This is a genomic window from Stenotrophomonas sp. 10N36, assembly GCF_056395005.1.
Genome location: NZ_JBFTIS010000007.1, coordinates 183,952 through 204,524 on the forward strand (window position 1 = coordinate 183,952; position 20,573 = coordinate 204,524).

Here is a 20,573-nt window from a genome sequence, read left to right on the forward strand (position 1 = left end):
GCGGGGCGCAGCCGCCCCGCCGTGGGTTCAGTGCTGCGCCAGGAACGCAACCAGGCGGTCTTCGTCCCACACCTCGATGCCCAGTTCCCCAGCCTTGGTCAGCTTGGACCCGGCCTCGGTGCCGGCCACCACGAAGGCGGTTTTCTTGGACACGCTGCCCGACACCTTGGCACCCAGCGCTTCCAGCCGCGCCTTGGCTTCGTCACGGGTCATCTGCGCCAGCGTACCGGTCAGCACCACGGTCTGACCGTCCAGCGGGCCGGCCACCTGCTCGGTCTGTTCCGGCGCGCGGGTCAGCAGCGTGTGGCGGTACGCATCGGCCTTGAGCAGCATCTGCGCATGGCCGTCGCGGTCCAGCCAGTCGGCCAGGCCAAGCGCCACTTCGTTGGGCAGACCGGCCGCCACGAAACGCACCGGCTCGGCGTCCACCAGCGCGGCCGCATCGGGCAGCGCGGCGGTGAGCTTTTCGGCGCGCAGGCGGGTGATGCCGGGAATCTCCGCCTCCACCAGCACCTGGGCGAAATCCAGGCCGTCACGCAGCTTCGCCGACGGCGCGTGCATATCGCCGATGCGCACCTGGCCCACCTGCAGCAGCGCGTCGATGGCGTCCTGATTGCCCGACTGCTCGAAGAAGTGACCGAGCGAGCGCGCCACTTCCCCGCCGATGTCCGGCACGCGCTTGAACAACGGCCACGGCAGGTGGCGGATCAGCTCCAGGTCGCCGAACCAGGTGGACAGCCCCTTGGAGGTGTTCTCACCGACGTTTTCGATCCCCAGCGCGAACAGCAGGCGTTCCAGCGTGGTGTCGCGGCTGGCGTCGATCGCCGCGATCAGGTTGTCGGCCCAGCGCGTGGCGATCTTCTTGGTGTTCCAAGCGAAGGCGGCCGGCATCGCCAGCGCCGTGGCGCGCCAGCCGGCGTCGTTGCCATCGAGCTCCAGGATGGCGCGCAGGTAGTCGCCGCTGCCTTCCGGTGGCAGGTGCAGGCCGATCTGCGCCGCAAGGGCCTCGGGCGTTTCAGCGTCCAGCACCAGCTTCAGGTGCAGCAGCTGGTCGCGGGTGAGCCGGTACAGGTCGGCTACGCCGCGTACGATGCCGGCGTCGACCAGGGTTTCAATGTACTTGCCGCCCAGGCCGTCGATGTCCATGGCGCGGCGCGAGGCGAAGTGCGCGATGGCTTCCTTGCGCTGCGCCGGGCAGCTCAGTTCGCCCGAGCAACGCCACACGGCTTCGCCCTCTTCGCGCACGATCTCCGACCCGCACACCGGGCACTGCGCCGGCATCTGCCAGGGCGTGGTGCCGGCCGGACGGCGTTCGGCGATGACGCTGACCACTTCGGGAATCACATCGCCGGCACGGCGCACGATCACCGTGTCGCCCACGCGCACGTCAAGGCGCTGGATCTGGTCGGCGTTGTGCAGGGTGGCGTTGGACACGATCACCCCCGCCACGGCCACCGGATTCAGGCGCGCCACGGGGGTGGCGGCGCCGGTGCGGCCGATCTGGATCTCGATCGCCTCCACCGTGGTGGTCTGTTCCTGCGCGGGGAATTTGTGCGCGATCGCCCAGCGCGGCGCGCGCGACACGAACCCCATGGTTTCCTGCCCGGCGCGGTCGTCCAGCTTGTAGACCACGCCGTCGATGTCGAAGGCCAGCCCGTCGCGGCGTTCGCCGATGTCGCGGTAATAGGCCAACAGGCCCGCGCTGCCCTCCACCACCTGGCACAGGTCGCTGACCGGGAAGCCCCACGCCCGCAGCTGCGCCAGCGTGGCCGAATGGGTGGGCGGCAGTTCACCGCCCTCTACCTGCCCGGTGCCGTAGGCGTAGAAGCTGAGCTTGCGCCGGGCGCTCATCTTCGGGTCCAGCTGGCGCAGGGAACCGGCCGCGGCGTTGCGCGGGTTGGCCAGCACCTTGCCGTCGTGCAGGCGCGCCTGCGCGTTGTAGGCCTCGAAATCGGCGCGTGCCATGTACACCTCGCCGCGCACTTCCAGCACGTCCGGCCAGCCGGCGCCCTGCAGCACCTGCGGAATCACCGCGATCTGGCGCAGGTTGGCGCTGACGTCCTCGCCGGTGCTGCCATCACCCCGGGTGGCGCCCTGCACGAAGCGCCCGTTCTCGTAGCGCAGGCTGATGGCCAGGCCGTCGAGCTTGGGTTCGGCGGAGAAGTACAGCGCATCGCGGCGCAGGCGCTCGCTGATGCGGCGCACGAAATCCTGCACTTCCTCGTCGCTGAAGGCATTGCCCAGCGACAGCATCGGCACGGCATGGCGTACTTCGGCAAACCGCGATGAGGCCTTGCCGCCCACGCGCTGGGTGGGGGAATCGGCAACGGCCAGGTCCGGGTGGGCCAGCTCCAGTGCTTCCAGCTCGCGCACCAGGCGGTCGTACTCCGCATCCGGAATGAGCTGCTCGTCGCGCTCGTGGTAGGCCGTGCCGGCATCGTCGATCTGGCGGCGCAGTGCCTCGGCACGTTCAGCGGGGCTGGGGCTCATCCGGGAGGGATCCTGAAAGGGCTGTTGATTTTATGGCCTGCGGTGCCCGGCAGCCACCCCGCAGCGGTGCCGCGTGGCTATTGCCGGCAACCCGGCACAGGGTTAGCGTGCGCCAAGTCCCTCTGTGCAGGTGTTACGTGACCGTTGCCGCCCCTTCCCGCCGTTCGTTCCTGCAGTTGGCCGGTACCGGCCTGGCCTTGTCCGGACTGGGTGTGTCGACCGTGTCGGCCTCCCCGTTGCGTGCCAGCGCTGTCGGCGGCCCGGTGCTGCTGAACTTCAACGAATGCCCGTATGGCCCGGCGCCGGTGGCGCAGGCAGCCGCGCGCGAGATCGTGGCTGGCAGCGGGCGCTATCTGTTCGCGCTGGCCGGTGAGCTGCGCGACCTGTTCGCCATGCAGGAAGGCATCGGCAAGGACCACGTGCGGCTGTACCCGGGCTCCAGCGAGCCGCTCAACCGCGCCGCGATCCTGTGGACCTCGGCCAGCGCCGGGCTGGTGGTGGCCGACCCCACCTTCGAAGCGCTGGGCGACCTGGCTGCCGCGCGCGGCGCCACCGTGGCCAAGGTTCCGCTGCGCGAGGACGGCGCGCATGACGTACGCGCGATGGCTGCTGCGGCTGCGCGGATCAACGCCGGCCTGCTGTATCTGTGCAATCCGAACAACCCCACCGGGTCGATCACCCCGGCCGCCGACATCGCCTGGCTGCTGGCCAACAAGCCCCGGCAGACGCGGGTGCTGGTTGACGAGGCCTACCTGCAGTACAGCGAGCAGCGCTCGGTGATCGGCCAGGTGATGCAGCGCGACGATGTGATCGTGCTGCGCACGTTTTCCAAGCTGTACGGCATGGCCGGGTTGCGCCTGGGCGTGGCCGCCGCACACCCGGACCGGCTGCGCGAGCTGGCCAGCCTGGGCGACAACCCGCTGCCGGTCACCGCGCTTGCGGCCGGCCTGGCCAGCCTGCGCGCGCCGGGCCTGGTGGCGCAGCGCAAGGCGGAGAACGCGCAGGTGCGGCAGGCCACCGTGGCCTGGCTGGCGGCGCGCGGCTTCGCCTGTGTGCCGACCGAAGCCAACTGCTTCGTGGTGGACGTCAAGCGCGATGGCAGCGCCTTCACTGCGGCCATGGCCGAGCACGGCGTGGTGATTGGCCGCAGTTGGCCGATCTGGCCGCAGCGGGTGCGGGTAACGGTGGGCACGGCGGCAGAGATGGCCCGGTTCCGCGACGCGTTCGCGGCGATAACCGGGTAGAGCCGACCGTTGGTCGGCTGCTCTTGCTTCGGCCGACCGTTGGTCGGCTGCTCTTCGTTCCGGGTATCCGAGGTTGCCGGCCAGCGGCCGGCACTACCGCAAAGGGCATCGACCAACGGTCGATGCCTACCATTGCATCGTACGTTGGGCCGCAAAACGCATCGACCAACGGTCGATGCCTACCGCCTCAACGTACGTTGGGCCGCAAAGCGCATTGACATCGCGCGTCGGGCCGCCATCGCGCATCGACCGACGGTCGATGCCCACCGGGTGGGCGTTACCAGCGCGGGGCTTTCGTGAGCGGCGGGGCCTGGTGCTGGCGGTCGTAGGCGCGCAGTTCGTCGCGGATGTGCGCGATGCGCTGGCGGCCCAGGGCGTTGCGGCTGTCGTCCAGGACCACGCCGTCGAGCAGTTCGCCCATGCGCTGCACGGTCGGCAGCATCTTTTCCCACGCGTCCAGCGCGGTCAGCGGCGCCGGCAGGGTGAGGAAGAAGGCGATCGCCGGGGTTTCCATCTCGCGGATGTTGGCCATGTCGAAGCTGCCCGGCTTCATGATGCTGGCCATCGAGAAGATCGGGCCGCGCTCGGGGTGACCCTCGACCAGGCGGTGGAACACGTTCATGTGGCCAAACACCAGGCCGGTCTTTTCAGCGGCCACCACGATGTCTTCGCCCCGCAGCTGTTCACCGGCGCGGGCGGCCACGAACAACGACACGATCTTGTCGAAATCCTGGCTGGCGCGCTTGCCCAGGTCGCTGGCGGCAGCGTCGACATCGGGCAGACCCAGTTCGGGTTGGGTCACACCGTCCTCGCCAGTGCTGCCAGCGACGGCATCGCTGCCCTCGCCTTCGCCCAGGCTGGGCTCACGGCGCGCGCCCGTACCGTTCTCGGCGGTGTCGACGCGGCGACCCTGCGATTTTTTCTTCGGACGGCCAAACAGGAAGATCGCGGCGATCAACAGCAGGCCGGCGGCCAGGATGCCGATGCGGAGCAGTGCCATGTCGGACATTCGGTGGGGGTCTCCGGCTAAATACGTTCAGGTACTAAGGATGGCACGTCAGGCGGCGCCCGCCAATCGTGCCGCCTCTTCCAGGTCCACGCTGACCAGGCGGCTGACGCCCGGTTCGCGCATGGTCACGCCCGACAACTGGTGTGCCGCTTCCATGGTGGCCTTGTTGTGGCTGACGAACAGGAACTGCACCTTTTCACTCATTTCCTTGACCATGTTGGCCAGGCGGCCGACGTTGGCTTCGTCCAGCGGCGCGTCCACCTCGTCCAGCAGGCAGAACGGCGCCGGGTTGAGCTGGAAGATCGCAAACACCAGCGCCACCGCAGTCATCGCCTTCTCGCCACCGGACAGCAGCGAGATGCTCGACACGCGCTTGCCCGGCGGTCGCGCCATGATGGCCACACCGGTGTCGAGAAGGTCTTCACCGGTCAGTTCCAGGTAGGCATGGCCACCGCCGAACAGGCGCGGGTACAGCTGCTGCACGCCGGCGTTGACGCGGTCGAAGGTGTCCTTGAAGCGGCCACGGGTTTCGCGATCGATCTTGCGGATGGCGTCTTCCAGGGTTTCCAGCGCGGTGGTCAGGTCGGTGTTCTGCGCGTCCAGGTACTCCGAACGCTGCGAGGCCTCGCCGTACTCCTGGATGGCGGCCAGGTTGACCGGCTCAAGGCGGCGCATGCGCCCGTCGATCTGGTGCACCGACTGTTCCCAGTCGGTCACGCGGGCATCTTCAGGCAGGCTGTTGATCACGTCCTGCAGGACGAAGCCGGCCTTCTCCACCGAGGCCGACAGCTGGTCGGCACTCAGCACCAGCGCCTGCTGGTCCAGTTTGCGCTGGGAGATGCGCTCGCGCTGGGCCAGCGCCTGCTCGTCGCGCTTGTGGCGGGTCTGTTCGAAGTTGCGCAGTTCGGCGTCGATGCCATCGAGCAGGGTGCGCGCTTCGCCCAGTACGCGGTCGGCGCGCACGCGTTCGCTGAGGGCATTCTGGTGTTCGGCCTGCAGGGTCTGTACGGGCGTATCGCCCTGGTCCAGCTGGGAATGCAGTTCGCCCAGACGGGTGTCTAGCTGGCCACGCTGGGTGCTCATGCGCTCCAGCGCCTGGCTCAGCGAGGCAATCTGGGTGCGCTGCGATTCCAGCGTCAGCGCCAGCGAATGCGCGCTCTCGCGCACGTTGCGGGCGTGGTCGCGGGCCTGGTCACGGGCATCGGTGAGCTGGCGGCGTTCGCCTTCCAGCGACGCCCGCACCGATTCCAGGTCGCCCATGCTGGTGACCGCATCGTCGAGCCGCGCACGCGCCTCGCGCACCTGCTCACGGCCGGTATCCAGCGTTTCCTGCAGCTGCAGCAGTTCGCCTTCGATACGGTCGATGCGGGTCCGCGCGGCCTCTACCTTGCCCTGCTGGCTCTGCAGCTGGCCACCCAGTTCGGAGACGCTGCGATGGGCCTGGTACAGCTGCCGCTGCGCGTCTTCGCGGTGTTGTTCGCCGGCCAGCAGCTGCTCACGGAACGCGGATAACTGCTGTTCCAGTTCGGCTTCGCGCTCCTGCAGCGTGTCGATCTGACCGCGCAGGGTGACGATCTCGCGTTCGCGCAGCAGCGCGCCCTGCTTGGCCGCACCGGAGCGCGAGACGCGCACCCAGCCGTCGCCCAGGCGCTCGCCGCCACGGGTGATGACCGAGTCGCCCTCGGCCAGCGTGGGCTGCAGTGTGCGTGCGGCGTCCAGGTCTTCGGCGGCATGCAGCCGGGCCAGCAGCCGGCGGATGGCGGTGGGGCCCTGCACCTTGGCGGCCAGCGAGGTTGGCGCCACATTGAGCGGCGCCTGGCTGTCGGACACCAGCGCAATGCGGCCCTCACCGAGTTCGGCCAGTTCGGCCACCAGCTGTTCGGGAGCGTCCACCAGCACGCCTTCGATCAACTGGCCCAGTGCGCTTTCCACGGCGTTTTCCCAGCCGCTTTCCACGGTCAAGCGTTCGCCGACGCGCGCACCCGAATCCAGTCCGCGCGCCTTCAGCCACGCCACCGCCGCACCCTGCTCCTGGCCCAACGCGGCCTGCTGCAGGGTTTCCAGCGACGACAGGCGGCCGCGCGCGGCCTGGGCCTGCTTGCGGATCTCGGCCAGTTCGGTCTGCCCGGTGCGCTGGCGGTCCTGCAGGCCGGCCACGGCCTGCTTGCGTTCTTCAACCTGCTCGTTGAGGCCGTCCAGCGCCTCTTTCTGGGTCTGGTGCTGCAGGTGCAGTTCTTCGAACACCTCGGCCAGCGCATCCAGGTCCAGGCTGGCGCGTTCGGCGCTCAGCGCTTCGCGGCGGCGGTCGGCTTCCAGTACCTGGCGGTCGAGGTAGTCGACGCGGGTGCGTTCGACTTCGCCGGCGCGCGAGGCTTCGGAGGTGCTGCGGGTGTGGGCTTCCCAGCGCTGCTGCCAGTCGGCCAGGCGGGCCTCGGCGTCACGCAGGGCTTCCTGCTTGATTTCGTTTTCTTCCTGCAGCTGTTCCAGGCGCGGCTCGGCGTCGTCCACGGCCTCACGCAGGACCATCAGTTTGGCTTCGTCGCCGCTGATGTGCTGGCCCAATTCGGCCAGGGCCTGCTGGGCTTCATCGCGCGCCTTGTTGAGGCGCTGCGACATTTCGCGCTGGTGCTGGATCTGCTGTTCGAGGCGGGCCAACGTGCTGCCCACCTGGTACACCTCGGCCTGGGCGGTGCTGAGCGCATCGGCGGCTTCTTCGCGGCGCACGCGGCTGGTTTCGATGCGGGCTTCGGCGTCGCGCTGTTCGGCGATGAACTGCTGCAGGCGGGTTTCTTCCTGCGAGAGCGCTTCGCGCAGGCCGCCGAGGCGGCCGTCGAGGCCGCGGTATTCCAGCGCCTTCCACTCGGCATCCTTGACCCGGCGCTCTTCCTGCAGGGCCTGGTACTGCTCGGCCTGGCGCGCCTGGCGCTTGAGGTGTTCAAGCTGCTTGCCGATTTCCTCGCGCAGGTCGCCGAGGCGGTCGAGGTTTTCGCGGGTGTGGCGGATGCGGGTTTCGGTTTCCTTGCGGCGTTCCTTGTACTTGGAGATGCCGGCGGCTTCTTCGAGGTACACGCGCAGGTCTTCGGGGCGGGCTTCGATGATCTGGCTGATCATGCCCTGTTCGATGATGGAGTAGCTGCGCGGGCCGAGGCCGGTGCCGAGGAACAGGTCGGTGATGTCGCGGCGGCGGCACTTGGTACCGTTGAGGTAGTAGTTGCTACTGCCGTCGCGGCTGACTTGGCGCTTGACGGAGATTTCGTTGAAGGAGGCGTACTCGCCGGTGATGGTGTGGTCGGTGTTGTCGAAGATCAGTTCGACGGTGGCCTGGGAGACGGGCTTGCGTGCCGAGGAGCCGGAGAAGATGACGTCGGTGAGGGAGTCACCGCGGAGGCGGCTGGCGGAGCTTTCGCCCATGACCCAGCGGACGGCGTCGATGATGTTGGACTTGCCACAGCCATTGGGCCCCACCACGCCGGTCATGTTGGTCGGCAGGTGCAGGGTGGTCGGGTCGACGAAGGATTTGAAACCGGACAGCTTGATCGTGGACAGACGCATGGCGGGATTGGTTTCCGGGGCAAGGGCCTGAAACGACCCCCGCCAGGGTGGATGTCGGAGCGATTCCCACCCTCAAGCCATTGATGTTGCTGGGTTTCAATGGCCCCAAGGGCGACGCGATAGCCTGAGTATAACGGGGCGGGTGTTCCACGGGCGGTGGGGGTGGGTTGGTTTTGGTTAGAGGCGTAGAGCTAAGGTCCAGAGCCGGAGCCAGAGCCAGAGCTGGAGCTGGAGCAAAGGCTCGGTGCGTCGGCCTCGGCTGGGCGGTCGGGGGGGGGGGGGGGGGGGGGTGCGCTGCGATCTGTTCCGGAGCGTCCAATTAAGGAGCGTCAGGGTTACGGGTGAGTTGGGGAGTAGAGCCACGCCAATGGCGTGGCTCTACCTACCCCACCCCACGCATCACATAACCCTACCCACCGCTTCATTGCCCCAGCCACGCATGGCGTGGCTCTACCCGCCCGCGGTGGAAAAACTGGCAGAGGGTGTCGGGTGGCCTTGGCCGGGACCGTTGGGCGCCATGGGTCCGGCGCATGCGCCGGACGGGTTGGGCAGGACGCCCAACCCCGGTCTTGCCGTTTGTGCAGGACTGCACAAACGAGCAAGGCGCCCACGAGCCTCCAAGGATGGATTTACGGCGTGTCCCGGCCAAGGCCACCCGGCACCCTCTCACCGGAAGAACCAAAGCGCCGGCACCTGCCGTTGATCTGGCTTCAAACTTCAAGCTTCAAGCTTTTAAGCTCTTAAGCTTCGAAAAAAACAAAACCCCCACATACAAAAACGGGCACCCTCGCGGGCACCCGTTTTGGTGACTCCAGCCTTTCGGCAGGGATCAGGCCTTTTCGGCTTCCACAACCACCTTGACGGTGGTTTCGACGTCGGCGTGCAGGTGAACAGTCACCTCGTACTCGCCCACGTTGCGGAAGGCGCCTTCGCCCAGGATCACTTCGCTCTTTTCCAGCGGCAGGCCGGCCTTGGTGAAGGCTTCGGCGATGTCGCGCGGGCCAACCGAACCGTACAGCTTGCCTTCCGTCGACGCGTTGGCGGCGATGGTGACGCTCTTGCCTTCCAGCTGAGCCTTGCGGGCTTCGGCGTCAGCGTGGATCGACTGAGCCTTGGCTTCGTAATCGGCGCGCTTGGCTTCGAACTCGGCAACGTTGGTGGTGGTGGCCGGAACGGCCTTGCCGGTCGGGACGAGGAAGTTGCGGCCGTAGCCCGGCTTCACGTCGACCAGATCGCCCAGACCGCCGAGGTTGGTGACCTTCTGGAGAAGAATCAGCTTCATGGTGTAGCTCCAAATATGTATTCGTTAGCGAGGCGTGGCCCCGCAGCGATGGCTGTCCGAATATCCGAACGGTAGACCGTGAAACCGCCCGACGCTTTGCAGCGCGGGCGGCCAGGTCCACGAAAGCGGCGACCGAAGCCGCCGGCTTTCATCAGACGTCGTGGTTGTCGGTGTACGGAATCAGGGCCAGGAAACGGGCGCGCTTGACGGCCGTTGCCAGCTGGCGCTGGTACTTCGACTTGGTACCGGTGACGCGGCTCGGCACGATCTTGCCGTTCTCGGTCAGGTACTGGCGCAGGGTGTTGAGATCCTTGTAATCGATCTCCTTGACACCTTCGGCCGTGAACTTGCAGAACTTGCGGCGACGGAAGAACTTGGACATGTCAGTGCTCCTTAAGCGGCCGAAGCGGCGTCTTCGCCGGCATCGGTGTCAGCGGCGGGGGTGGTTTCACCTTCTTCGTCATCACGACGACGACGCTCGCCACGCTCGGGCTTGTCACCCTTCTCGTCCTTGCTCTTCATGATCAGCGACTGCTCGGTGTCAGCTTCGTCACGCTTGATGACGAGGTTGCGCAGCACGGCATCGTTGAAGCGGAAGCTTTCCACCAGCTCGCTCAGCACGGCCTGGTCGCACTCGATGTTGAGCATGACGTAGTGGGCCTTCACCAGGTTCTGGATCGGGTAGGCCAGCTGACGACGGCCCCAGTCTTCCAGACGGTGGATGGTGCCGTTGCCGTTCTCGACCAGCGCCTTGTAGCGCTCGATCATGGCCGGGACCTGTTCGCTCTGGTCCGGATGGACCAGGAACACGACTTCGTAATGACGACTCATGTGTTTTTACCTTTCGGATGTGGCCCGCAGGGGCCGGACAGCCCCCCGCAGATGAACGCGGTGGGGCAAGGGTCCTGCCCGGAATCAGGCAGGAAGCCGCAAAGTATGGCAGCACAAGCGCCCGCAGGCAAGCAGCCGCGGGGCTGGGCGCTTCTGCCGGCCCGGATCAGGCCTTGTCGGCTTCGGTGGTGAAGCTCTCGCCGCAGCCGCATTCGGCGGTGGCGTTCGGGTTCCTGAACGTGAACGTCTCGCTCAGCCCGTGCTTGCCGAAGTCGATCTCGGTGCCGTCGACCAGGCCCAGACTGTCGGCATCCACGTAGATGCGCACCCCGTCCTGCTCGAACACGGTGTCGCCCTGGCGCTCGTCGCGGGCCAGGTCGGTGATGTGGCCCCAGCCCGAGCAACCGGTACGGGTGACGCCGAAACGCAGGCCCAGCGCGCCCGGGGTCTGGGCGACGAACTTCTGCACACGGGCAAAGGCAACAGGGGTAAGGCTTACAGCCATGACAGGCAACTCCAGCGGATCGGGGTCATTATAGGAGTCCTCGGCGGCTAAAAATGCCTCGCAAGCAGAACGCTGCACCCGTTAAACTCCTCGTTCAGAGATCGAGTCGATCAATAGAGGATTCAAGTCATGACGGTGGTCAGCGTTGAACATGCGCTTGCCGGGAAGATCCCGGAAGGCGGCGAGGCAACCGTACGCGGTTGGGTGCGTACGGTGCGTGGGTCGGCAGCACTGGCCTTCGTCAATGTCACCGATGGCTCCTGCTTTGCCCCCATCCAGGTGGTGGCCAATGACACCCTGGGCAACTTCGACGAGATCAAGGCGCTCACCCCCGGCTGCTCGGTGATCGCCCGCGGCACCCTGGTCAAGTCGCAGGGCAAGGGCCAGTCGTTCGAGATCCAGGCCAGCGGCATCGAGATCGTCGGCCTGGTCGAAGACCCGCTGACCTACCCGATCCAGCCCAAGCCGATGAGCGCCGAGTTCCTGCGTGAAGTGGCGCACCTGCGCCCGCGCACCAACCTGTTCGGCGCGGTCACCCGCATCCGCAACTGCCTGTCCCAGGCCGTGCACCGGTTCTTCCACGAGAACGGGTTCAACTGGATCAGCACCCCGATCATCACCACCTCCGATGCCGAAGGCGCCGGCCAGATGTTCCGGGTGTCCACCCTGGACATGGCCAACCTGCCCCGCAACGACAAGGGCGAGGTCGATTTCAGCCGCGATTTCTTCGGCAAGGAAACCTTCCTGACCGTGTCCGGCCAGCTCAACGTCGAGGCGTACTGCCTGGCCCTGAGCAAGGTGTACACGTTCGGCCCGACGTTCCGCGCCGAGAACTCCAACACCACCCGCCACCTGGCGGAGTTCTGGATGATCGAGCCGGAAATCGCCTTCGCCGACCTGGCCGAAGACGCGCGCCTGGCCGAGCAGTTCCTGAAGTACCTGTTCCGTGCGGTGCTCGACGAGCGCGGCGACGACCTGGCATTCCTGGCCGAGCGCGTGGACAAGAACGCGATCACCAAGCTGGAAGCCTTCATCAACGCCCCGTTCGAGCAGATCGACTACACCGAGGCGGTGAAGCTGCTGCAGAACTCGGGCAAGAAGTTCGACTTCCCGGTCGAGTGGGGCCTGGACCTGCAGACCGAGCACGAGCGCTGGCTGACCGAGGAACACATCGGCCGCCCGGTGGTGGTGACCAACTACCCCGAGCACATCAAGGCGTTCTACATGCGCCTGAACGACGACGGCAAGACCGTTGCGGCGATGGACGTGCTGGCCCCGGGCATCGGCGAGATCATCGGCGGCAGCCAGCGCGAAGAGCGCCTGGACGTGCTGGACGCGCGCATGGCGCAGTTCGGCCTGGACCGCGAACACTACGGCTGGTACCGCGATTTCCGCCGCTACGGTTCGGTGCCGCACGCCGGCTTCGGCCTGGGCTTCGAGCGCCTGGTGGTCTACGTCTGCGGGCTGGGCAACATCCGCGATGCGATCGCCTACCCGCGCGCACCGGGCACCGCCGAGTTCTGATCCACCTACGGAGGCACTGACCCATGACCTTGTTCTTCGCGCTGTGCTTCGTCGGCGTGGCGATCGCCGGGTTCAGTGCCTTTGTGATCTTCTGGCCGCTCACCCTGGTCCACATCCGCGACCGCCACCCGCTGCTGGCGGAACGCTTCGGCAACGGCGCGTTCCTGCGCCCGGACGCGCTGCGCTGGCTGCTGGGCCGTGATTACCGGAAAACCCCCGACCGGGCGCTGTCCGGGCTGGCAACGCCGGCCTGGGTATCGCTGCTGACCCTGCTGGCCGGGCTGGGCATGGCTGCCCTGCTCTGGCTGCTTTCGATGGTATTGATATGAACGACACGACCCCTGACCGCGACGAGTGGTTCCTGGCCAGCCTGGGCAACACGCTGATCTGGGCCCGCCTGCGGATCCGCCCGGCGGGCACCGCCGAAGTGCTCGACAGCGACGGCAACACGCTCAGCTACGACAGCGAAGACACCGCGCGTTCACAGCTGTTCGACGCCGAGTTCGTCTCCTATGACGGGCTGGACGAGGAAGACGCGCTGATCCGCGGCTTCTCGCTGCATGAAGTGCAGCCGCCGCAGGGTGCCAGCGATGCGGACCTGCATGGCCGCATGGTGCAGAGCCTGGGCGCCCGCGCGTAACCGACGATGTTCATTCCGTCCGCCTTCGCCGAGACCGACCTGATCTGGCTGGACCGGCTGCTGGCGCGCGATGCGTTCGTCACCCTGGTGACCAACGGCGCCGACGGCTACCCGCAGGCCACGCGCCTGCCGGTGGTCTACACGCGGGAGGCCGACGGCATCCTGATCGAGGGCCATTGGGCCAAACCGAATCCGCAGGCCGGCCACGCCGGCCCGGCCACGCTGCTGGTGAATGGCCCGCACGCGTATGTGTCGCCGGGCTGGTATCCCGACAAAGATGCGCAGGCGCGCGTCCCCACCTGGAACTATGCCGCGGCCGAACTGCGCGGCGTGCTGGAGCCGGTCACCGACCCGGACGCACTGGTGGCGATGCTGGATGCACTGAGCACGCATTACGAAGGCACCGTAGGCGGCGACTGGGACCTGCTGCCGATCGAGCCGCGCCAGCAGCGCATGCTGGCCGGCATCGTCGGCTTCCGCTTCCGCCCGGCCCAGGTGCAGATCAAGCTCAAACTGAGCCAGAACCACCCGGAGGCGAACCAGCGCAGCGTGATCGACGCGCTGTCGACGCTGGACGCCCCGGCTTCCCGCGAGCTGGCGCAGTGGATGCGCTGGCGCCGCGACGGCGACACCGCCGGCTGACCCTCCCCGTTTCCCGCGACGCCGCGGCCAGGCTGGCCGCGCCTTGCCCCCACCTTACGTCAGGGACACCTGCCCCATGAAAGACATCCACAAGCTGCTGCAGAACAACCGCGAATGGGCGGACCGGATCGAGAAAGAAGACCCGGAATTCTTCCACCAGCTGGCCAAGCAGCAGCATCCGGAATACCTGTGGATCGGCTGTTCGGATTCGCGCGTGCCGGCCAACCAGATCATCGGCATGGCACCGGGCGAGGTGTTCGTGCACCGCAACGTGGCCAACGTGGTGGTGCACACCGACCTCAACTGCCTGAGCGTGATCCAGTACGCGGTGGACCAGTTGAAGGTGAAGCACATCCTGATCGTGGGCCATTACGGCTGCGGCGGCGTGCACGCCAGCCTGCACAACACGCGGGTGGGCCTGGCCGACAACTGGCTGCGGCACGTGGGTGATGTGGCGCAGAAGCATGCGTCGATCATGGATGCGATTGAAGACCCGGACCTGAAGCATGCACGGCTGTGCGAACTGAACGTGATCGAGCAGGTGGTCAACGCCTGCCGGTCGACGATCGTGCAGGACGCCTGGGCGCGCGGCCAGAAGCTGATGGTGCACGGCTGGGTCTACAGCCTGAAGGACGGCCGGGTGCGCGAGATGGGCATCGACGTAGGCGCGCCGGAAGACCTGCAGCCGGCCTACGAGCGGGCGCTGGCGCACGTGCCTCGCCGCGGCAAGCGCGACTGACCCTTCCCCACTACGGACATCGCACCATGCTCCCCATGCCGATCAACCTGCTGGGCTGGATCGAAGAAAACCGGCACCTGCTGAAGCCGCCGGTGGGCAACAAGATGATCGAGAACGGGGACTTCATCGTGATGGTGGTGGGCGGGCCGAACAGCCGCACGGACTACCATTACGACGAAGGCCCGGAGTGGTTCTACCAGCTCGAAGGCGAGATGGTGCTGAAGGTGCAGGAAGACGGCGCAGTGCGCGACATCCCGATCCGCGCGGGCGAAATCTTCCTGCTGCCGGGCAAGGTACCCCATTCACCCCGCCGCCCGCCCGGCGGCGTCGGCCTGGTAGTGGAGCGCAAACGGCTGGCGCACGAACGCGACGGACTGCTGTGGTTCTGCGAGCGCTGCAACCACAAGCTGTACGAGGAATACTTCGCCCTGGAAAACATCGAAACCGACCTGCCGAAGGTGTTTGCGCGGTACCAGGCATCGGTGGAGATGCGCACCTGTGCGGCGTGCGGGCATGTAGACCCGCTGCCGGGTGTTGTTGCGGTTGAAGGTTGAGGATTGAAAAGCGCCGAGCTGCACGCGCGCGTTTGAGCGAAAAGCAGCCGACCAACGGTCGGCTCTACCCCGGGTGACGCCGCGTGGCGTCGTGTCACCCCGGCCCTGGTAGGGTCGATCCTCGATCGACTGCCGATAGCTCTTCGTCGTTCGATGGCAACATGACCTCTGAGCGGAGAGCAGCCGACCAACGGTCGGCTCTACCAGCGTGGCCCGACGACACCCCGCGTGGCCCCGCATCACCCCCATCACCCCGCGTGGCCCCACGCCACCCCGCTTGGCCCCGCGTGGCCCCACGCCACCCCGCTTGGCCCCGCTTGGCCCCGCGTGGCCCCGCATCGCCCCGCATGGCCCCGCGCCATCCCGCATTACCCGCATCACCCGCATTACCCGCATCACCCACGTCACCCACGTCACCCACGTCACCCGCATCACCCCACTTCGCCACGGCATCACCCGCATTTCCCCTGCGCACCGGCCCTGTGTCAGGGCGTGGTGCGGGTGGGTGGCCGGGACCCTCCACCGCATGGATGCGGTGGCGGAGCCTCCAGGGACGGATTTACGGCGTGTCCCGGCCACCCACCCGCACCGCGCCAGCCCACCCACCGCACAGACACCACGCTTCTGCCGTGGCCGTGGCCGTTGCCGTGGCCGTTGCACTTGCACCTGCACTTGCCTCACGCCTCGAAAAAAACACAATCCCCCCCACCCCCACCACCCGGATAAACTGTCGGTCACTGTCACCGCTGGTTGCACCATGTCCGAACTCCTCAGCCGCACCCATGCAGTTGCCCTGGACGCTGCCGACCCCCTGCGCACCCTCCGCAGCGAATTCGTCTTCCCTCAGCACAACCACCGCGACCAGACCTACTTCGTCGGCAACTCGCTGGGCCTGCAGCCGCGCGGCGCCCGTGCCGCCGTCCAGGACGTCATGGACAAATGGGCCAGCCTGGCCGTCGAAGGCCACTTCACCGGCGACACCCAGTGGCTGCGCTACCACCGCCTCGTCAGCGAACAGCTCGCCCGCGTCGTCGGCGCGCTGCCCAGCGAAGTGGTCGCCATGAACACCCTCAGCGTCAACCTGCACCTGATGATGGTCAGCTTCTACCGGCCCAGCCGCGAGCGCCCCGCCATCCTCATAGAAGCCGGCGCGTTCCCCACCGACCGCCACGCCGTCGAATCGCAGATCCGCTTCCACGGCTTCGACCCGGCCACCGACCTCATCGAAGTCCAGCCCGACGAACCCAACGGCACCATCTCCCTGCAGGCCATCGAACGCGCCATCACCGAACACGGCCCGCGCCTGGCGCTGGTGCTGTGGCCCGGCGTGCAGTACCGCAGCGGCCAGGTCTTCGACCTCGACGCCATCACCCGCATGGCCCGCCTGCAGGGCGCCCGCGTCGGCTTCGACCTGGCCCACTCGGTCGGCAACATCCCCCTGCAGCTGCACGACATCGCCCCCGACTTCGCCGTCTGGTGCCACTACAAGTACCTCAATGCCGGCCCCGGCGCCGTGGCCGGGTGCTTCGTGCACGAACGCCACCACCGCGACACCAGCCTGCCGCGCTTCGCCGGCTGGTGGGGCCACGAAGAAGCCACCCGCTTCAAGATGGCCCCGCAGTTCGTGCCCGCCGTCGGCGCCGAAGGCTGGCAGCTCAGCAACCCGCCCGTGCTCGGCCTGGCACCGCTGCGCGCCGCCCTCGACGTGGTCGACAAGGCCGGTGGCATCGCCGCCCTGCGCGAGAAGTCGCTGCGCCTGACCGGCCTGCTCGACGCGCTGGTGCGCGCCCGCCTGACTGGCGTGCTCGAGGTGCTCACCCCCAGCGAACCGGACCGCCGCGGCTGCCAGCTCTCGCTGCGCGTGGTCGGTGGTCGCGAACGGGGCCGCAGCCTGTTCGAGTACCTGCAGACTGTCGGCGTGCTCGGTGACTGGCGCGAGCCGGACGTCATCCGCATCTCGCCGACCCCGCTCTACAACCGTTACCAGGACCTGCACCACTTCGTCGACGAAGTGGACGCCTGGGCAGGGCTGTAATCCGCCCCGCCCTCCCCGCCCCCACGGACATTGATGTGATCGCACCCCCTTCCCGCTCGCTGAGCATCATCGGCGCTGGCCTGGCCGGCTCGCTGCTCGCCATCCTGCTGTCCCGCCAGGGCTGGCGGATCACCCTGTACGAACGTCGCGGCGACCCGCGCATCAGCGACTACGAGTCGGGCCGCTCGATCAACCTGGCCCTGGCCGAACGCGGCCGCAATGCGCTGCGCCAGGCCGGGGTCGAAGACGCGGTCATGGCCAAGGCGGTGATGATGCGCGGGCGCATGGTGCACCCGCGCCAGGGCGAGCCGCAGCTGCAACGCTACGGCCGCGACGACAGCGAAGTGATCTGGTCGATCCACCGCAAGGACCTCAACACCACGCTGTTGCAGCTGGCCGAAGACGCCGGTGCGCAGGTGCATTTCCACCGCCGCCTGCACACCGTCGATTTCGATGCCGGCTATGCCCGCTTCATCGACGACCGCGACGACCAGCCGCACGACATCCGGTTCGACACCCTGATCGGCGCCGATGGTGCCGGCTCGGCGCTGCGCGCGGCGATGAACCGCAAGCAGCCGCTGGACGAGCGCACCGAGTTCCTCGACCACTCCTACAAGGAGCTGGAGATCCCGCCCACCGCCGACGGCGGCTTCCGCATCGAAGCCAACGCGTTGCACATCTGGCCGCGCGGGCACTACATGTGCATTGCGCTGCCCAATGACGAAGGCACCTTCACCGTCACCCTGTTCCTGCCCAACGAAGGCGACCCGAGCTTTGCCACCACCACCACCGGTGCCGAGGCCGAAGCGCTGTTCGCGCGCGACTTCCCCGATGCGCTGGCGCTGATTCCCAACCTGCGCCGCGACTGGGAAGAACACCCGCCCGGCCTGCTGGGCACGCTGCACCTCAAACACTGGCACCTGCAGGGCCGCGCCGTGCTGCTGGGCGACGCCGCGCATGCGATGGTGCCGTTCCACGGCCAGGGCATGAACTGCGCGTTTGAAGACTGCGTGGCGCTGGCCGGCCACCTGCTGGAACAGGACACGCTGGCCGCGGCCTTCGCCGCCTTCGAGGCCGACCGCAAGCCGAATGCCGAAGCGATCCAGCAGATGGCGCTGGAAAACTACCTGGAAATGCGCGATCGCGTTGCCGACCCGGCCTTCCTGCTGCAGCGCGAGCTGGAACAAGCCCTGCAGGCACGCTGGCCCACCCGCTTCGTGCCGCACTACACCATGGTGACCTTCCTGCACACGCCGTATGCGGTGGCGCACGCGCGCACCGAACTGCAGCGTCGCATTCTTGAAGACGCCACCGCCGGGCACGACAGCCTGGACCACATCGACTGGGCCGCGCTGGAGCACATCGTGCATGCGCAGTTGCCCGTGCTGGAGGGCGCGCACTGATGGCTGACAGCTTCCTGTTCTACGACCTGGAAACCTTCGGTCAGGACCCGCGCCGCACCCGCATCGCCCAGTTCGCCGCGATCCGCACCGACGCCGACCTGAACATCATCGACGAACCGGTCAGCTTCTACGTCAAACCCGCCGATGACCTGCTGCCCTCGCCGGTGGCCACCCTGATCACCGGCATCACCCCGCAGCATGCGCTGTCGGCCGGGGTCAGCGAAGCCGAGGCGTTCGCGCGCATCAACGACCTGATGGCGCGCCCGGGCACCTGCTCGCTGGGCTACAACACGCTGCGCTTCGACGACGAGTTCGTGCGCCACGGGTTGTTCCGCAACTTCCATGACCCGTATGAGCGCGAGTGGCGCAACGGCAATTCGCGCTGGGACCTGCTGGACATGATGCGGTTGCTGCACGCGCTGCGCCCGGAAGGCGTGGTGTGGCCGCAGCGCGAAGATGGCGCCACCTCGTTCAAGCTCGAGCACCTGGCCACCGCCAACAACGTGCGCCAGGGCGATGCCCACGAAGCGCTGTCGGACGTGCATGCCACCATCGGCCTGGCCCGCCTGTTCAAGCAGGCCCAGCCGCGCCTGTGGGACTACGCGCTGAAGCTGCGCGACAAGCGCTTCGTGGCCGGCCTGCTCGACGTGGACGCCCTGCAGCCGGCGCTGCACATTTCGATGCGCTACCCGGCCCAGCGCATGTGCGCCGCGCCGGTGCTGCCGCTGGCGCGCCACCCGTACATCAACAACCGCATCATCGCGCTCGACCTGGACGGCGACATCGACGCGCTGCTGACGCTGCCGGCCGAGACCCTCGCCGCACGCCTGTACACCCGTGCCGCCGACCTGGCCGAAGGCGAGCAACGCGTGCCGCTCAAGGAAGTGCACCTCAACAAGGTGCCGGCGCTGGTGGCCTGGAACCACCTGCGCCCGGCCGACCACGCCCGCCTCGGCATCGATCCCGCGGAGATCGAGGCCAAGGCCGCACGCCTGCGCGCCCTGGGCCCGACCTTGGCCGAGAAGGTGCGCCAGGTGTTCGGCGGTGAGCGCGTGCTGCCCCCCAGCGACGTGGACGCCTCGCTGTACGACGGCTTCCTGGCCGACGGCGACAAGGCGCTGATGACCCGTATCCGTACCAGCCCGCCGGCCGAACTGGCCAGCTACGCCGAACGCCTGCGCGATCCGCGCATGCCCGAGCTGCTGTTCCGCTACCGCGCGCGCAACCACCCGCAGACCCTGGACGCGACCGAACGCTCACGCTGGAAGGACTATCGTCGCCAGCGCCTGCTTGGCGACACCGCGCTGGGCGAGCAGACCCTGCCGCAGTTCCGCGCGCAGCTGGACGCACTGGCCACCGAGCATGCCGACGATCCGGCCAGGCTCGCCCTGCTGCAGCAGCTGCGCGACTGGGGCACCCACCTGGAGCAGAGCCTGTGAGCACGTATTTCAGCCCGAAGAGCTTCACCTTCCTGCGCGGCCTGGCCCGCAACAACGACAAGACCTGGTTCAACGAACACAAGCCGCAGTACGAAGAGCACGTGCGCCAGCCGTTCCTGCGCCTGATCGCCGACCTGCAACCGGACCTGGCCGCGGTCAGCGAGCACTTCCGCGCCGACCCGCGCGGTGTTGGCGGCTCGCTGTTCCGCATCTACCGCGACGCGCGCTTCTCCAACGACAAGTCGCCGTACAAGAGCTGGCAGGGCGCGCGGTTGTTCCATGAGCGGCGCAAGCAGGTGCCGGCCCCGTCGTTCTACATCCACCTGCAACCCGGCGAGAGCTTCGTCGGTGCCGGCCTGTGGCATCCCGAACCGGCCACCCAGCGCAAGGTGCGGCACTTCATTGTCGACAACCCCGGCAGCTGGAAGGCGGCCGCGCATTCGCCGGTACTGCGCAAGAAGTTCGACTTCGAGGAGAGCGAGAAGCTGGTGCGCCCGCCGCGCGGGTTCGAGCCGGATTTCGAGTTCATCGACGACCTCAAGCACCGCAACTGGGTGTTCTGGCGCTCGCTGGACGATGCGGTGATGACCGGCCCGCGCCTGCGCCAGACCATCGCCGCCGACCTGGTCACGCTGGGCCCGTTCGTGGACTACCTGTGCGCGGCGCTGGACCTGGAATTCTGAG

At 67.6% G+C, this 20,573-nt stretch carries 18 protein-coding genes; 11 read left to right on the forward strand and 7 right to left on the reverse strand.

The window, feature by feature from the left end:
• Nucleotides 1-27: 27 nt before the first annotated feature.
• Nucleotides 28-2,490 carry an NAD-dependent DNA ligase LigA gene (ligA, locus tag AC1DCJ_RS09515; RefSeq protein ID WP_478070799.1) on the reverse strand — a complete coding sequence of 821 codons (2,463 nt, stop codon included), beginning with the start codon at nucleotides 2,488-2,490 and terminating at the stop codon, nucleotides 28-30.
• Nucleotides 2,491-2,627: 137 nt separating this feature from the next.
• Between ligA and AC1DCJ_RS09520 the strand changes: the two genes are divergently transcribed.
• Nucleotides 2,628-3,734 carry a pyridoxal phosphate-dependent aminotransferase gene (locus AC1DCJ_RS09520; RefSeq protein WP_478070800.1) on the forward strand — a complete coding sequence of 369 codons (1,107 nt, stop codon included), beginning with the start codon at nucleotides 2,628-2,630 and terminating at the stop codon, nucleotides 3,732-3,734.
• A gap of 277 nt (nucleotides 3,735-4,011) precedes the next feature.
• Here the strand turns inward: AC1DCJ_RS09520 and zipA are convergent, their stop codons facing one another.
• The 6 genes from zipA to AC1DCJ_RS09550 all read right to left on the reverse strand — a co-directional run bounded on the left by zipA (nucleotide 4,012) and on the right by AC1DCJ_RS09550 (nucleotide 10,913).
• Nucleotides 4,012-4,743: a cell division protein ZipA gene (gene zipA / locus AC1DCJ_RS09525; protein ID WP_478070801.1), complete on the reverse strand. Its 732-nt coding sequence runs from the start codon at nucleotides 4,741-4,743 to the stop codon at nucleotides 4,012-4,014.
• 48 nt (nucleotides 4,744-4,791) lie between these two features.
• On the reverse strand, nucleotides 4,792-8,295 hold the full coding sequence (smc, locus tag AC1DCJ_RS09530) for a chromosome segregation protein SMC (protein ID WP_428710595.1): 3,504 nt from the start codon (nucleotides 8,293-8,295) through the stop codon (nucleotides 4,792-4,794).
• Between the two features lie 829 nt (nucleotides 8,296-9,124).
• Nucleotides 9,125-9,577: a 50S ribosomal protein L9 gene (rplI, locus tag AC1DCJ_RS09535; protein ID WP_038687658.1), complete on the reverse strand. Its 453-nt coding sequence runs from the start codon at nucleotides 9,575-9,577 to the stop codon at nucleotides 9,125-9,127.
• Between the two features lie 151 nt (nucleotides 9,578-9,728).
• Complete coding sequence (gene rpsR / locus AC1DCJ_RS09540; RefSeq protein WP_002804494.1) at nucleotides 9,729-9,959, reverse strand: 30S ribosomal protein S18; 231 nt, start codon at nucleotides 9,957-9,959, stop codon at nucleotides 9,729-9,731.
• Between the two features lie 11 nt (nucleotides 9,960-9,970).
• On the reverse strand, nucleotides 9,971-10,408 hold the full coding sequence (gene rpsF / locus AC1DCJ_RS09545) for a 30S ribosomal protein S6 (protein ID WP_038687655.1): 438 nt from the start codon (nucleotides 10,406-10,408) through the stop codon (nucleotides 9,971-9,973).
• Between the two features lie 166 nt (nucleotides 10,409-10,574).
• Nucleotides 10,575-10,913, reverse strand: a complete 339-nt coding sequence (locus tag AC1DCJ_RS09550; protein WP_038687654.1) for a HesB/IscA family protein — start codon at nucleotides 10,911-10,913, stop codon at nucleotides 10,575-10,577.
• 129 nt (nucleotides 10,914-11,042) lie between these two features.
• Between AC1DCJ_RS09550 and asnS the strand changes: the two genes are divergently transcribed.
• From asnS to AC1DCJ_RS09600, 10 genes are all read left to right on the forward strand, one after another.
• Nucleotides 11,043-12,437, forward strand: a complete 1,395-nt coding sequence (gene asnS / locus AC1DCJ_RS09555; protein WP_137189835.1) for an asparagine--tRNA ligase — start codon at nucleotides 11,043-11,045, stop codon at nucleotides 12,435-12,437.
• 23 nt (nucleotides 12,438-12,460) lie between these two features.
• Nucleotides 12,461-12,766, forward strand: coding sequence for a hypothetical protein (locus tag AC1DCJ_RS09560; RefSeq protein WP_137189836.1), 306 nt, complete (start codon nucleotides 12,461-12,463; stop codon nucleotides 12,764-12,766).
• A complete protein-coding gene (locus AC1DCJ_RS09565) occupies nucleotides 12,763-13,077 on the forward strand; it encodes a hypothetical protein (RefSeq protein WP_038687649.1) in 315 nt (104 codons plus the stop codon). Before AC1DCJ_RS09560 ends, AC1DCJ_RS09565 begins: the two co-directional genes overlap by 4 nt.
• A 6-nt stretch (nucleotides 13,078-13,083) precedes the next feature.
• Nucleotides 13,084-13,719, forward strand: a complete 636-nt coding sequence (locus AC1DCJ_RS09570; protein WP_478070802.1) for an FMN-binding negative transcriptional regulator — start codon at nucleotides 13,084-13,086, stop codon at nucleotides 13,717-13,719.
• A gap of 76 nt (nucleotides 13,720-13,795) precedes the next feature.
• Nucleotides 13,796-14,458, forward strand: a complete 663-nt coding sequence (gene can / locus AC1DCJ_RS09575; protein ID WP_137189838.1) for a carbonate dehydratase — start codon at nucleotides 13,796-13,798, stop codon at nucleotides 14,456-14,458.
• Between the two features lie 26 nt (nucleotides 14,459-14,484).
• On the forward strand, nucleotides 14,485-15,012 hold the full coding sequence (locus AC1DCJ_RS09580) for a 3-hydroxyanthranilate 3,4-dioxygenase (RefSeq protein ID WP_478070803.1): 528 nt from the start codon (nucleotides 14,485-14,487) through the stop codon (nucleotides 15,010-15,012).
• A gap of 757 nt (nucleotides 15,013-15,769) precedes the next feature.
• Nucleotides 15,770-17,047, forward strand: coding sequence for a kynureninase (gene kynU / locus AC1DCJ_RS09585; RefSeq protein ID WP_141056876.1), 1,278 nt, complete (start codon nucleotides 15,770-15,772; stop codon nucleotides 17,045-17,047).
• 38 nt (nucleotides 17,048-17,085) lie between these two features.
• A complete protein-coding gene (locus tag AC1DCJ_RS09590; RefSeq protein WP_193557434.1) occupies nucleotides 17,086-18,450 on the forward strand; it encodes an FAD-dependent oxidoreductase in 1,365 nt (454 codons plus the stop codon).
• Complete coding sequence (sbcB, locus tag AC1DCJ_RS09595; protein WP_478070804.1) at nucleotides 18,450-19,889, forward strand: exodeoxyribonuclease I; 1,440 nt, start codon at nucleotides 18,450-18,452, stop codon at nucleotides 19,887-19,889. Before AC1DCJ_RS09590 ends, sbcB begins: the two co-directional genes overlap by 1 nt.
• Nucleotides 19,886-20,572 carry a DUF2461 domain-containing protein gene (locus AC1DCJ_RS09600; RefSeq protein WP_128096740.1) on the forward strand — a complete coding sequence of 229 codons (687 nt, stop codon included), beginning with the start codon at nucleotides 19,886-19,888 and terminating at the stop codon, nucleotides 20,570-20,572. The genes sbcB and AC1DCJ_RS09600 overlap by 4 nt, the downstream gene beginning before the upstream one ends.
• Nucleotide 20,573: the final 1 nt, after the last annotated feature.